15 protein-coding genes and 1 pseudogene are annotated in these 12,230 nt (G+C 67.3%); 11 read left to right on the forward strand and 5 right to left on the reverse strand.

The annotated features are described in order from the left end of the window. Positions 1-84: 84 nt before the first annotated feature. From AAEX57_RS07155 to AAEX57_RS07175, 5 genes are all read left to right on the forward strand, one after another. Complete coding sequence (locus AAEX57_RS07155) at positions 85-1,698, forward strand: acyl-CoA carboxylase subunit beta (RefSeq protein WP_446721111.1); 1,614 nt, start codon at positions 85-87, stop codon at positions 1,696-1,698. 9 nt (positions 1,699-1,707) lie between these two features. After that, positions 1,708-2,148, forward strand: coding sequence for an OadG family protein (locus tag AAEX57_RS07160; protein ID WP_342091654.1), 441 nt, complete (start codon positions 1,708-1,710; stop codon positions 2,146-2,148). Next, entirely contained in the window at positions 2,145-2,669 is a 525-nt protein-coding gene (locus AAEX57_RS07165) for a biotin/lipoyl-containing protein (protein ID WP_342091655.1), read from the forward strand. The genes AAEX57_RS07160 and AAEX57_RS07165 overlap by 4 nt, the downstream gene beginning before the upstream one ends. Continuing rightward, entirely contained in the window at positions 2,666-3,796 is a 1,131-nt protein-coding gene (locus AAEX57_RS07170) for a sodium ion-translocating decarboxylase subunit beta (protein WP_342091656.1), read from the forward strand. The genes AAEX57_RS07165 and AAEX57_RS07170 overlap by 4 nt, the downstream gene beginning before the upstream one ends. Positions 3,797-3,947: 151 nt before the next feature. Further along, entirely contained in the window at positions 3,948-4,094 is a 147-nt protein-coding gene (locus AAEX57_RS07175; protein ID WP_342091657.1) for a hypothetical protein, read from the forward strand. 145 nt (positions 4,095-4,239) lie between these two features. Here the strand turns inward: AAEX57_RS07175 and AAEX57_RS07180 are convergent, their stop codons facing one another. Together AAEX57_RS07180 and AAEX57_RS07185 are read right to left on the reverse strand one after the other, a co-directional pair. Continuing rightward, positions 4,240-4,740: an endonuclease domain-containing protein gene (locus tag AAEX57_RS07180; RefSeq protein WP_342091658.1), complete on the reverse strand. Its 501-nt coding sequence runs from the start codon at positions 4,738-4,740 to the stop codon at positions 4,240-4,242. Between the two features lie 534 nt (positions 4,741-5,274). Next, positions 5,275-7,035 (reverse strand): DEAD/DEAH box helicase, encoded by a 1,761-nt coding sequence (locus tag AAEX57_RS07185; RefSeq protein WP_342091659.1) that lies wholly within the window; start codon positions 7,033-7,035, stop codon positions 5,275-5,277. Between the two features lie 372 nt (positions 7,036-7,407). Between AAEX57_RS07185 and AAEX57_RS07190 the strand changes: the two genes are divergently transcribed. Both AAEX57_RS07190 and AAEX57_RS07195 read left to right on the forward strand, forming a co-directional pair. Next, on the forward strand, positions 7,408-7,578 hold the full coding sequence (locus AAEX57_RS07190; protein ID WP_342091660.1) for a hypothetical protein: 171 nt from the start codon (positions 7,408-7,410) through the stop codon (positions 7,576-7,578). Positions 7,579-7,804: 226 nt separating this feature from the next. After that, positions 7,805-7,963, forward strand: coding sequence for a hypothetical protein (locus tag AAEX57_RS07195; protein WP_342091661.1), 159 nt, complete (start codon positions 7,805-7,807; stop codon positions 7,961-7,963). A gap of 67 nt (positions 7,964-8,030) precedes the next feature. Here AAEX57_RS07195 and AAEX57_RS07200 read toward each other — a convergent pair whose 3' ends face one another. After that, positions 8,031-8,789, reverse strand: coding sequence for a sulfite exporter TauE/SafE family protein (locus AAEX57_RS07200; protein WP_342091665.1), 759 nt, complete (start codon positions 8,787-8,789; stop codon positions 8,031-8,033). Further along, positions 8,786-10,234, reverse strand: coding sequence for a hypothetical protein (locus AAEX57_RS07205; RefSeq protein ID WP_342091666.1), 1,449 nt, complete (start codon positions 10,232-10,234; stop codon positions 8,786-8,788). The genes AAEX57_RS07200 and AAEX57_RS07205 overlap by 4 nt, the downstream gene beginning before the upstream one ends. A 434-nt stretch (positions 10,235-10,668) precedes the next feature. On the opposite strand from AAEX57_RS07205, the pseudogene AAEX57_RS07210 reads away from it, so the two are divergent. The 4 genes and pseudogenes from AAEX57_RS07210 to AAEX57_RS07225 form a co-directional block, all read left to right on the forward strand. Next, positions 10,669-10,830, forward strand: a pseudogene (locus AAEX57_RS07210) (ATP-binding cassette domain-containing protein); the annotation flags it as partial. A 79-nt stretch (positions 10,831-10,909) separates the two neighbouring features. Further along, complete coding sequence (locus AAEX57_RS07215) at positions 10,910-11,239, forward strand: ATP-binding cassette domain-containing protein (RefSeq protein WP_342091667.1); 330 nt, start codon at positions 10,910-10,912, stop codon at positions 11,237-11,239. A 55-nt stretch (positions 11,240-11,294) separates the two neighbouring features. Next, entirely contained in the window at positions 11,295-11,684 is a 390-nt protein-coding gene (locus tag AAEX57_RS07220; RefSeq protein ID WP_342091668.1) for a hypothetical protein, read from the forward strand. Positions 11,685-11,701: 17 nt separating this feature from the next. Then, positions 11,702-11,899 carry a hypothetical protein gene (locus AAEX57_RS07225; protein WP_342091669.1) on the forward strand — a complete coding sequence of 66 codons (198 nt, stop codon included), beginning with the start codon at positions 11,702-11,704 and terminating at the stop codon, positions 11,897-11,899. Between the two features lie 11 nt (positions 11,900-11,910). On the opposite strand, the gene AAEX57_RS07230 is transcribed toward AAEX57_RS07225, so the two are convergent. Continuing rightward, entirely contained in the window at positions 11,911-12,111 is a 201-nt protein-coding gene (locus AAEX57_RS07230) for a hypothetical protein (protein ID WP_342091670.1), read from the reverse strand. Between the last annotated feature and the right edge of the window lie 119 nt (positions 12,112-12,230).

The following is a 12,230-nucleotide window of genomic DNA, read 5'->3' on the forward strand; positions in this document are numbered from 1 at the left end:
GCCCTTCGGGCCAGACCGGGACCCCGCCCTCCCACAACGGGAGCGAAGGTCTTAGGGTGGTTGCCAACTCAACGAGGAGAGGCAATGACGCACCCACTCGACACTCCACCAGCCGAGGCATCCGACCAGCCCGACACCGCCCCCGTGGACGCGCAGAATCCCGGGTTGGCCGCCCTGCGCGAGATGCGTGAACGAGCCTTGTTGGGCGGCGGCCAGAAGCGGATCGACGCGCAGCACGCCAAGGGCAAGATGACCGCCCGCGAGCGGCTGGCGATCCTGTTGGACGAGGCCTCCTTCCAGGAGCTCGGCGCGCTGGCCACCCACCACACCACCGACTTCGGGATGGCCGAGCAGCGCTTCCCCGGCGATGGCGTGATCACCGGCTTCGGCAAGATCAACGGCCGTCGGGTGGCGGTCTTCGCGCAGGACTTCACCGTGCTGGGCGGTTCCTTCAGCGAGGTGCAGGCGCAGAAGATCAGCCGGATCCAGGATCTGGCGCTGGAATCCGGCATCCCGCTGATCGGGCTGAATGATTCCGGCGGCGCCCGGGTGCAGGAGGGGGTGCGCTCGCTGGCCGCCTATGGCGAGGTCTTCTACCGCAATGTGGCCGCCTCCGGCGTGATCCCCCAGATCAGCCTGATCCTGGGCCCGTGCGCGGGCGGCGCGGTCTACTCCCCCGCCCTGACCGACTTCACCGTGATGGTGGAGACCACCTCCAACATGTTCCTGACCGGCCCGGAAATCATCAAGGCGGTCACCGGTGAGGATGTCAGCGCGGAGGATCTGGGCGGTGCCCATGTGCACAACGGCCGCTCCGGCGTCGCTCAGTTCAACGCGGTGGGCGAGCAGCAGGCGATCGAGACGGTCAAGCGGCTGCTCAGCTACCTGCCGCAGAACAACACCGAGGATGCCCCGGCGATCGTCGCCTATGACTCGCCGGACCGGATGGACGAGGCGCTCAACTCGCTGATCCCGGTTGACGACACCACCGCGTACGACATGCTGGACGTGTTGGACAGCGTCTTCGACGCCGGATCGGTGCTGCAGGTGCACGAGCAGTGGGCCGGCAACGCCATCTGCGCCTTCGCCCGGCTCGACGGGCACTCGGTGGGGATCATCGCCAACCAGCCGATGGTGATGAGCGGCTGTCTGGACATCGACTCGTCGGACAAGATCAGCCGGCACATCCGCATCTGTGACATGTTCAACATCCCGATCATCACCTTCGTCGACTGCCCCGGCTATCTGCCCGGCGTGCAGCAGGAATATGCCGGCGTGATCCGGCACGGCGCCAAGGTGATCTACTCCTACTGCCAGGCCACGGTGCCGAAAATGAGCGTGGTCACCCGCAAGGCGATCGGCGGCTCCTATGTGGCGCTGAGCTCCAAGCAGATGGGCAATGACGTCGCCTTCGCCTGGCCCAGCGCACAGATCGCCGTGATGGGGCCCGACGGTGCCGCCCGACTGCTCAACCGGCGCCAGATCCAGCAGGCCGAGGATCCGGCCGCGGAGGAGAAGCGCTTCGTCGACGAGTACCGGGAGAAGTTCTTCAATCCCTACCGGGCCGCCGACGTCGGGCAGATCGACGAGGTGATCGAGCCCTGTGAGACCCGTCCCCGGCTGATCCGTGCGCTGGAGGTGTTGCGCACCAAGGTGCAGACCAACATCCCCAAGAAGCACGGGCTCTTCCCGGTCTAGGAGGCTGAGATGAACAATCTTGGTTGGGGCCTGGAGATGACAGTGGTGGGGATGGGCGTGGTCTTTGCCCTGCTCGCATTGCTGATGGGCGTGCTCACCCTGATGGGCAAGCTGGACCGGCCGGAGGATGCGGCCAAGCCGGTGGAGGCCGCCCCCCTGGCTGCCCCCTTCGGAGCCAACGATCCCGAAGATGCCGCCGAGCCCGCCGACGTCAGCCCACCGGCTGAGACCGCCCCCGCTGCACCGGCCTCCTCCGTCGAGGTCCTCACCGACGGACTCACCGTCGACCAGGCCACCGCCGTCGCGCTCGCCGTGATCACCCACGCCGAGGTGCGACGCCAGCAGGCCGCCCCCGCCATGCGCACCCACGCGCCCGGCAGCCAGATCCACACCAGCCGCTGGGTCGCGGTGGGACGTGGCAACCAGAACACGTCCTGGAAGAGGAGATGACCCCCATGCGCCGCTACACCATCTCGATCAACGGTTCCGACCACGAGGTCGACGTCGAAGAGGTCACCGCCAACACCTTCCGGGTGCAGATCGCCGGGCACGGCGTCGACGTCCGGCTGCGCGACCACCAGGATCTGGCCCAGGCCATGATCACCCCGAATGTGGAGGTTGGCCGGGCCAATGTCGTCGAGTCCGTCGACGCCCGGGACGTGCTGCCCGCCAGCCAGGCCACCGCCCCCGCACCCGCACCCCGCCCGGTGGCTGCACCCGTCGCCACCCCGGCGGCCGCCGCCACCGCCCCCGGGGCCGCCAGCTCCATGACCGCGCCGATGCCCGGCGTCGTGCTCACCGTCAGCGCGCAACCGGGGCAGAGCGTCAAGCGCGGCGACCCGCTGCTGGTGCTGGAGGCGATGAAGATGAAGAACGAGCTCAAGGCCACCCGCGACGGCGTGATCGCCCAGGTGCTGGCCGAGGTGGGCGCGCAGGTGAAGTTCGGCGATCCCCTGGTGGTGTTCGAATGACTGTCGCGATGGAGTCCACCATCGACCTGCTGCTGCGTGGCATCACCAATGTCACCTGGCAGTCGGTGGTGATGATGCTGGTGGGCTGCGTGCTGATCGCGCTGGCGGTGGTCAAGGAGTACGAGCCACTGCTGCTGCTGCCGATCGGTGCGGGCTGCCTGCTCACCAATCTGCCCTTGTCACCTCTGGTCGGCGACGAGGGCATGCTCACCGTGCTGCGCCATGCCGGCGTCGACAACGAGTTGTTTCCGCTGCTGATCTTCATCGGGATCGGCGCGATGACCGACTTCGGGCCCTTGTTGGAGAACCCGAAGATGGTGCTGCTGGGCGCCGCCGGCCAGTTCGGCATCTTCCTCACCCTGATCCTGGCCGCCCTGATGGGTTTCACCCGGCAGGAGTCCGCCTCGATCGGCATCATCGGTGCGATCGACGGCCCGACGTCGATCTATGTCAGCCGGCAGCTGGCACCACAACTGTTGGCGCCGATCACGGTGGCCGCGTATTCCTACATGTCGTTGGTGCCGATCATCATGCCGCCGATCATGCGGCTGCTGACCACCAAGAAGGAACGCAGCATCCGGATGCCGTACTCGCAGCGCGAGATCAGCAAGCGCACCCGGATCCTCTTCCCGATCGTCGTCACGGTGATCGTCGGCATCCTGGTGCCCTTCGCCACCCCGCTGATCGGCATGCTGATGTTCGGCAACCTGATGCGCGAATCCGGCGTGGTCGAGCGGCTGGTCGGCGCCTCCTCCAATGAGATCGCCAACACGGTGACCCTCTTCCTGGGCCTGGCCATCGGCTCCACCATGGTGGGCGCGTCCTTCCTGAAGTGGTCGACGCTGATGATCCTGGTGCTGGGCCTGATGGCCTTCTGCCTGGACACGGCCGCGGGGGTGATGTTCGGCAAGCTGATGAACCTGCTCTCGGGTGGCAAGTTCAACCCGCTGATCGGGGCGGCCGGCATCTCGGCCTTCCCGATGGCCGCCCGGGTGGTGCAGAAGGAGGCCTCCAAGGAGGACTTCGAGAACTTCATCCTGATGCACGCGATGGGCGCGAATGCGGCCGGACAGGTGGCCTCGGTGGTGGCCGGCGGCGTGCTGCTGGCCCTGATGGGCGCCGCCTGAGCGGATCACGAACACCGGCCGATCAGCCGCCTCCGGCTGCCGATCGGCCGGTGTTTTTCGTTGCTTTCTTGAGGAAATCTCAGCAACTTGTTGGGCTTTGGGGCTGTCCAACCCGTTGTGCCGACCGTCTGGTCACCGTACTGTCGAGTACATGAAGATTGGCACAGACCCCGGACAGGAGCATCGGCTGCGCACCCGAATCGCCGCCGTGGCCCTGATCGCGGTGGCGGCGCTCTTCGCCGAACCCGCCCTCACCCACCAGTCATCACCCGTCGCGCCCATCCTGCAGCAGCGCTGACCCAGACCTTCCACAACGTGCCCCAGCCATCGGCTGGGGCACGTTGCCGTTCTTCCCCCGACCTGTTGCCATAAGTGGAAGCTGAGACCGGGGGTAGTGCTTCTATTGCGTTGATCTTGGTTCTGGCCGCCACTTGTGGCACGGGTCAGGCGGCCTTCAATCCGCGTCGGGCACCCCACCAGTGATCCCCCCGGCGGATCATGGCAAGCAGGGACTGTTCCACCGTCGCCCAGCCGAACATCACCTGCTCGTAGGTGAGCCGAACCACGATGTATCCCAAGGCTCTCAGCTCCAGATCTCGCTCGCGGTCCTTGGCGTAGTTCTCCTCACCCGTGTGGTGGGCCTTGCTGTCCACCTCGATGATGAGCCGCTCCCCCACCAACAGGTCCACCCGCCCAACCTCACCAATTTGAACCTGGGTACGCAGTTGAACCTTCCGGCTGCGCAGCCGAAGCCGGGTGAACGTCTCGGTACCGGACTCGGCCCGGTCGCAGCGATCCAGCGCCTGTTCTGCCCGGGGGATCCCACCCAGGGCCGCTCGCACCTCGCCGAGGGTGGCCAGCTTGTGATGAACCACGGAGTCAACCGCAGCGATGAAGTTGTCCTCATCCAGACAACGCCAGGCGGAGCGGAGAGCGGTCAGCACATCATCGACTCCGCTCCGAGGTGACCTGTCCGGGCCGCCCACCGGTCTGCACCGAACCACCCCCACCGGTAGACGGCCGGATTCGTGATGGTCCGTGCGGATGTGGAGGGTGGTGTTCTCCGCCACCCAGACGCCGTGCAGTCGTAGTGCAGAGACACAGCCAACGCAGCCACGTAGCTTGACGGCACGCTCCACGGTGCCGTCCGATCGTGCCTCGGCATACCAGCCCCGGCGGAGATGCCGCAGGGACCCGCTCCGTAGGCGTTGGCGGATGAGAGTCTGTCCCAGGCCCGCATCGTTGAGTTGTCTGGTTGTCCACACTCCCCCGAGGGGTTCAATTGAGTCGCTCACACCAGAGAGTTTCGAAATCGGACCTCGAGAATTGTCACGGAACCGGCACCTGTGGAAAACACCCGCCCACTCACCGCGGCTGTGGAAAACTCCCCGCTGCCACAAATGGCCACTGAAACCAAGATCAACTCATCTAATGCACTATCCCTGCTCTCAGCTTCCACTTGCGGCAGGCGCCCAGGTCTACTTGCCCGTGTGCCACTTGCGAATGAGCCGGATCCGGGAGTCCACCTGGTCGGTGGAAGCCCGGGACAGCGGCGGGCCGCCGGCCTGGCGTCGCAGTTCGGCGTGGATGTGGGAGTGCGGTATGCCGCGGGAGCGCGCGTACTGGCTGACCAGCGAGTTGAGCTCCTTGCGCTTGGTCTCCAGCGCCCGGTGCAGGCTGATCTCCGGGGCAACGTGCTCCTTCTTGTCCCGCCGTTCCTGCCGCTTGAGCTGGCGGCGCTGTCGTTCCCGCAGCAGGTCAGTCACCTGCTCGGGCTCCAGCAGGCCGGGCAGGCCCAGATAGTCGCGTTCCTCGTCGGAGCTGGGTTCGGCGTTCAGCCCGAACTGCTGGGAGTCGAACATCACGTGGTCAAACTGCGCCACGGATTCCAGCGCCTCCCACTCGCCCAGCAGGTCGTCGGAGGCCTTCGCGTCCTGGTTGGCCTGCTCCACCAGCAGGTCCTCCTGGGCGAACAGGTCGTCCTCGTCGGACTTCTTGCGGCCACCGAGGACGTGGTCACGCTGCTGCTCCAGCAGGGCGGCGTGGGAGAGGATCACCGGGACGGTGGGCAGGAAGACCGTCGCCACCTCGCCCCGGCGGCGGGTCCGCACGAAGCGCCCGACGGCCTGGGCAAAGAACAAGGGCGTGGAGGTGGCCGTCGCGTAGACCCCGACGGCCAGCCGGGGCACGTCGACGCCCTCGGAGACCATCCGGACCGCCACCAGCCAGCGGTCGTCGGAGCCGCTGAAGGCCTCGATCCGTTTGGAGGCACCTTCCTCGTCGGAGAGCACCACCGTCGGCTTCTGGCCGGTGACGTGGTGCAGGATCTTGGCATAGGCGCGGGCCTGGGTCTGGTTGGTGGCGATCACCAGACCACCGGCGTCGGGGACGTGCCGGCGCACCTCACTGAGCCGGATGTCGGCGGCCTTGAGCACCGACTGCATCCACTCACCCTTCGGGTCCAGCGCGGTGCGCCAGGCGTGGGCGGTGAGGTCCTTGGTGAGCGCCTCGCCCAGGTTGGCGGCCAGTACCTCGCCCGCCTTGGTGCGCCAGCGCATCGGGCCGCCGTAGGCCATGAAGATCACCGGGCGCACGACATTGTCGCGCAGTGCCTCGGCATAGCCGTAGGTGTAGTCGGCCCGGGACTGCTTGGCGCCCGACGGCAGTTCCTCGTAGGTGACGAAGGGGATCGGCGACTCATCGGAACGGAAGGGGGTACCGGTCAGCGCCAGCCGACGCACGGCGGGTTGGAAGGCCTCCTGGATGGCGTCGCCCCAGCTCAGCGCGTCGCCGGCGTGGTGCACCTCGTCGAAGATCACCAAGGTCTTGAAGTTCTCCGCCCTGGCCCGGTAGTGGTGCACCCGGGCGGCGACGCCGGCATAGGTGACGGCGATCCCCTCGAATTCCTTGGAGCGGCCGCGCATGGAGCCGCCCAGCCCGGGATCGATGTTGATGCCCACCTTGCTGGCCGCCTCGGCCCACTGCACCTTGAGGTGCTCGGTGGGGGCGACGACGATGATCCGCGCGATGATCCGCTGGTGCAGCAGTTCGGCGGCAATCCGCAGCGCGAAGGTGGTCTTGCCTGCGCCGGGGGTGGCGACGGCCAGGAAGTCGCGGGGCTCGTCGCGCAGGTAGAGCTCGAGCGCCTCCTGCTGCCAGGCGCGCAGGCTGCGGGCGGTTCCCCACGGGGCGCGGCCGGGCCATGCCGGGGAGATGTGTTCGAAGGCCGAGGTGCTCATCGCGATGCACTCCTGCCAGCGACTGCCGGGGTCTGCTGGAGGTCACGCATGGGAGTTCGAGAGTACCCGAATCCGGTGACGGGCCAGAACGACGGCCAACCGCCAGCACCACGAAAAGGCCCTAGTCAGACACTTGTCCAAGAGCAGATCTGCCGCCAGAACCGCTAGTCAGAGCGCTTTACGAAACTGAAGATCTGCCGCACTGACGCCCAACTTGGTTGCGACGGCCAGTTCAACAATGCGAGCATCGAGACAGGCGGTGGGGACCGCCAGCAGGAAGACTCCTTGGCCGCGGGCCCAGGGAAGCAGAACTTCGCGGCGGGGGCCGCAACCAGTAGGACATTGCTCACGCTCCTTACCGAAGGACTCGTCATGGTTGCTCTCATCATCGCCGTTGCCGCCCTGTGGCTGGTTGCAGGCGTTCTCTGGCTGGCCGATGGCAGCAAGGCGCGTCCCAGCGTCGACGCGATCCTGGCCGACCGCAGCGAACCCATCACGCTCGACGACGTCCGTCAGCGCGAGGGGATGCAGCAGGTCGCTTGAAGGGATGACGAGCAGCCGCCACAGCAGGCTGCACAGTAGACCCAGCGCCGCCATGACCCGGCCCCCCCCTTCTGGGGAGGTCGGGTCTTGTCATGGGCGGGCATTGGTGAAATTCACCACCAGGGGCGCTACAGTTCTCTTCACCTCGATGACGAGGTGCGGTGATCGGGGGACCACCGTTTCGAGGAAGCACTGATCAGTGCTTCTCCACCCCACAGGAGAACCCATGACCGCACTTGCCGCCGTCGGCATTGTTGCCGCCCTCTGGCTGATCGCCGCCACGCTGTGGCTGATCGACGCGCCAGATCCCCGCCAGACCGCTGAACTGGTACTGGCCAACCGAGAAACTGATCGGGTGCACCAGCCGCTCCATCTGGCCAGCTGAATCCTCGACGAACAGTCCGGAGGCCGCCGACGCAGTGCGTCGGCGGCCTCCTCCATGTGTGGGTGAGTCAGAACAGCGCCGGGATGTTCTGCACGCCGATCCACAGCGACAGGCCAACCAGTAGGCAGGCGAAGGCGAACTGCAGGTGGCGTGGATCGGCCAGTCGGGCGATCCGCCCACCCGCCAGGCTGCCCAGGCTGGCGCCCACCGCGAAGGGTAGGATCACGGCCCAGTCCAGGTGCACCCCGATCGCCAGCCGGGAGCCCAGGGCGGTCAGGCAGTTGATCGCGATCACCAGCAGCGACGTCCCGATCGCCTGCCGGACGGGGAATCCCAGCACCAGGATCAGCGCGGGAACCACGGCGAACCCGCCGCCCACTCCGAAGAAGCCGGTCAGCATTCCCACCGCGGTGGCGGTCAGCAGGAGTTGCCAGAAGGGTCGGGGCACGCCGGCACCGTCACTGCGTCCGCGCCGACCCGAACGGAACATCAAACCGGCCACCACCAACAGCAGGACGCTGAACAGGCTGAGCAGCACAGCACCGGGAACACGCGAGGCGGCGGCGGAACCCGCCATGGATCCGACGATCCCCAGGGCACCGAACAGGGCTCCGTCGAACCAGCGGACCCGCCCACCCCGGGCGTGCGGCCACAACCCAACGAGCGACGAGATGGCGATGATCACCAAGGATCCCTCGGTGGCGACATGCGGGCTCTGGTGCAGCAGGTAGACCAGCAGCGGCACGGTGAGGATGGCACCGCCGCCGCCGAGGCTGCCCATCACCGCCCCGACCACCATCCCCAGAGGCAGGGTCCACCAGGTCATCCGCCGACACGCAGGGCGATCACCCGGCCGTCCAGGCTCAGCACCCGCAGGTTGCCGAAGGTGGCGCCGGTCTGCTCAGGCAGCGGCTGGTAGAAGTGCTCCGGCTGGGTGGCCGGTTCAAAACGATTCACGGTGGCGGTGCGCGTGGTCAGCTTGGCATTGCCGCGGTAGTGGACGTCGGTGCTGGCCACCTGGATGTTGACGCGTCGCCAGGTGACGTCACTGGGCAGCGCCGGGCGGGCGGCCCCAGTCAGGGCGTTGAGGAAGGTGCGGCCACCCGGTTCGTTCACCACGACGCCTGTGCCGCTGGTGCCGAGCGCACCCGCATCACGCCCACCCACTGCGAAAGGACGGCTGGTCCACACCCGATGCCCGTTGTTGGGGTCGATCCTGGAGACCACCATCCGGCCCCCGTCGATGACGCCGCTGGGACGCACGGTGCCGGCCTTCCACTCGCAGACCAGGACCACGTCGGTGCGCGAGCTGCAGCCGATATCGGCCCCTGGGATCTTCCACTTGGTCGCGCCGGTGTTGGCGTCGAAGCCGAGGGTGAGCCGGCGCTGGGGCATCGGGTGCACCACCCCGGCCCGGGGCAGGCCCACGGTGCCGTAGATCACCTTTCCGAAGCCGTTGAAGTTCCAGCCGCCATTGGGCGAGAGCTTGCCGAACATGTCGGCCTCCAGCCGGTGCCAGACCAGCTTGCCCTTGCGCTCCACACCGATCGCGGCCTTGCGGGTCTTGGGCTCCAGATAACGAACCAGCCCATAGCGGCCCAGGTCTTCATAGCTGTCGCCCACGTCGGGCAGGGGGCTTGCGGTCCAGCGACTCCGGACGGGCAGCCGTACCTCGACCGGTTTCACCCCAGCCAGGGCCTTGGCACACACAGCAGCCGAATCGTCGGGGCAGACCTCGGGAAAGCTGGTGAACTGGAAGATCCCGGTGTCGTTGATCGCCTTGCCACGCTCTTGCACGTCGAGCAGCCGCAGGCGGGCGCGCTGCCCGGGGCCACGCAGCGGTTCGAGCACCGCCACATAGCGCCCCTGCACCACGGTGACGGGCATCGCAAACTGCGGCGGCACCATGGAGGAACTCACCTGATGTGCCCATTTCACCGAACCATTGGCCAGGTCGAGCTCCTGCAGTTCCAGGTGCTTGTCCACGCTGGCCAGCACAATGGCGTGCCCCGACGCGTTCACCACGTCGCTGGCCGGTCGCGAGGCCGTGCTGCTCCAGACCACGGGCGCCTCGGACGGCTGGTTGGGGTCCGGTTTGATCTGGCTCTCGGTGTGCTCCGGCTGGCTGGCCGAATCCGTGGCGCTGGGTGAGCCGCTGGCACCACCGGGGTTGGGTGCGGCCGGCTCGGGCGTGCAGCCGGCCAGCACCAGGAGCGCGCAGGCACCAAGCAGGGTGACCCGCTTCAGAGGGCCAGGGCTCGATGCACACATACTCCGAGCCTACGCGGACACGGGCTCCAACTCACACCACGACCATCCGGCAGGGCGCCGCGACAAGCCACGAAAGAGCTGCATCCGGCACCAACAGGGTTCATCCCGGGTCAGCTGAATCGGCGGATTCCGAAAACCGACCGCCAGATATTGCCCCAGCAGGCCCCCGAGGCTGGCGGCGGCCGAGGTCGGCGGAATCTGGTGGTCACTTTCCGGAAGTGGTCACCTGACCATGAGCCTCCGCAAGGCTTCAGCCTGTGCCGCGCGGTCATGACACCTGTCATGGCCAGGACGTGACAGCCACCCGAGGCGTACACGGGCATGGCCGGGGAGGCTGCATCGAGCTGACGGATCTGCACAAGCACTTCGGCTCCGGCACCGGTACGGTGCGGGCCGTCGACGGGATCAGTCTGGGCATCGCACCCGGCGAGATCGTGGCCTTCCTGGGGCCGAATGGCGCCGGCAAGACCACGACGCTGGACGTGGTGCTGGGCTTCACCCGCCCCACCTCCGGATCGGTGAAGGTCTTCGACGGCAGCCCCTCGCAAGCGATCGCCACGGGCCGGATCGGCGCGGTGCTGCAGACTGGCGGCCTGCTGCGTGACCTGACGGTGGGCGAGACGGTGCGCTCAATCGCCGCCCTGCAAAGGGGTTCCCGGCCGGGCGGCGAAGGTGATGGCGCAGGCCAACATCGCCGCCCTGGCCAACCGCAAGGTCTCCAAGTGTTCCGGCGGCGAGCAGCAGCGGATCAAGTTCGCCCTGGCCCTGCTGACCAATCCGGACCTGCTGGTGCTGGACGAAGCGACCGCCGGCACGGACGTCGGCGCCCGGCGAGCCTTCTGGGCGTCGATGCGCAGCCAGGCCGAGGCGGGCAAGACCATCCTGTTCGCCACCCACTACCTGGAGGAGGCGCAGGACTTCGCGCAGCGGGTGGTGCTGATCGGCAAGGGCAGGATCCTGGCCGACGGCCCGGTGGCCGAGGGGCCGGCGGCCGGGATCTGGTGATCAGCGCCCCGACCCTGGAATCCACCTTCCCTGCACTCACCCACGAGGACGCAGCATGAACGCCACCTACATCCGGATCGACCTGATTCGGCAGTTGCGCAGCATCCCGACGATCGCCTTCACCTTCCTGATGCCGGTCTTCATGTACCTGCTCTTCGGCGGCCGCGCCCCCTATGGTGAACAGGCCGCGGGTGATGGCAATGTGAAGTTCTACGTGATGGCCTCGATGGCGGCCTATGGCGCGGCCACCGCGGCGGTCAGCATCGCGTCGATGGCCGCCACCGAATCCATGCTGGGCTGGGGTCGCCAGCTGGGCCTGACCAGGCAGCCGTCCTATGGCTTCGTGGTGAACAAGCTGGTGGTGGCGACCCTGATCGCCGCCGTCGCCCAGGCCCTGGTCTACCTGTCGGGTTGGGCCACCGGCGCGCACGCCACCACCAGGTAGGTCAGCCACCAGGCGTCGTGAAGGATGCGCCCGCCGACGAGCTGGCGGAGGCGGTCCGACGGGTGCACGCCGGCCTGCGGGTGGTGGATGCCGAGCTGGCCCAGGCGTCGCTGATGGAGGGCCCCAACCCGCTCAGCCAGCGCGAACAACAGGTGCTGCGGCTGGCGCGCCAAGGCCTGTCGGTGGCCCGGATGGCCGAACGCGGCTGGATCTGAGGGGGCGGCAGCTACTTGCGGTGCAGCAGCTTGGCCAGGGTGGACTGCTTGGTCTTGGGGTGGTTCTTCTCCCCGGTGCGCTCGTCAAGCTCGATCCAGCGGGAATCGCAGCCGGGGCAGCGGTAGACGGGCGCACCCTCCACCTCGTCCTTGGTCTTGATGATGCCGCAGGCGTCCTGACAGGTGTTCGCCTCAATGAATCGTGCCGCCATGTTTGCCATGGTGCACCCCGGGTCAACTCCGCCGCCAATCAGGGTAGGGACTTGGGATGCTTCAGAGGGCTGCAATTGTGGTGGGCTGAGCGATTTCCCAAGGACGTTGGAACCTGCAA

Origin of the sequence: Luteococcus sp. H91, assembly GCF_038433135.1 — a bacterium.
In the GTDB taxonomy this organism is placed as follows: domain Bacteria; phylum Actinomycetota; class Actinomycetes; order Propionibacteriales; family Propionibacteriaceae; genus Luteococcus.

What these genes read in the sequence shown, in the direction of transcription:
- AAEX57_RS07215 (WP_342091667.1), top strand. Translation starts at nt 10,910, where the DNA reads ATGGCGCAGGCCAACATCGCCGCCCTGGCCAACCGCAAGGTCTCCAAG.
- AAEX57_RS07160 (WP_342091654.1), top strand. Translation starts at nt 1,708, where the DNA reads ATGAACAATCTTGGTTGGGGCCTGGAGATGACAGTGGTGGGGATGGGC.
- AAEX57_RS07200 (WP_342091665.1), bottom strand. Translation starts at nt 8,789, where the DNA reads ATGACCTGGTGGACCCTGCCTCTGGGGATGGTGGTCGGGGCGGTGATG.
- AAEX57_RS07165 (WP_342091655.1), top strand. Translation starts at nt 2,145, where the DNA reads ATGACCCCCATGCGCCGCTACACCATCTCGATCAACGGTTCCGACCAC.
- AAEX57_RS07195 (WP_342091661.1), top strand. Translation starts at nt 7,805, where the DNA reads ATGACCGCACTTGCCGCCGTCGGCATTGTTGCCGCCCTCTGGCTGATC.
- AAEX57_RS07230 (WP_342091670.1), bottom strand. Translation starts at nt 12,111, where the DNA reads ATGGCGGCACGATTCATTGAGGCGAACACCTGTCAGGACGCCTGCGGC.
- AAEX57_RS07205 (WP_342091666.1), bottom strand. Translation starts at nt 10,234, where the DNA reads ATGTGTGCATCGAGCCCTGGCCCTCTGAAGCGGGTCACCCTGCTTGGT.
- AAEX57_RS07190 (WP_342091660.1), top strand. Translation starts at nt 7,408, where the DNA reads ATGGTTGCTCTCATCATCGCCGTTGCCGCCCTGTGGCTGGTTGCAGGC.
- AAEX57_RS07220 (WP_342091668.1), top strand. Translation starts at nt 11,295, where the DNA reads ATGAACGCCACCTACATCCGGATCGACCTGATTCGGCAGTTGCGCAGC.
- AAEX57_RS07185 (WP_342091659.1), bottom strand. Translation starts at nt 7,035, where the DNA reads ATGAGCACCTCGGCCTTCGAACACATCTCCCCGGCATGGCCCGGCCGC.
- AAEX57_RS07175 (WP_342091657.1), top strand. Translation starts at nt 3,948, where the DNA reads ATGAAGATTGGCACAGACCCCGGACAGGAGCATCGGCTGCGCACCCGA.
- AAEX57_RS07155 (WP_446721111.1), top strand. Translation starts at nt 85, where the DNA reads ATGACGCACCCACTCGACACTCCACCAGCCGAGGCATCCGACCAGCCC.
- AAEX57_RS07170 (WP_342091656.1), top strand. Translation starts at nt 2,666, where the DNA reads ATGACTGTCGCGATGGAGTCCACCATCGACCTGCTGCTGCGTGGCATC.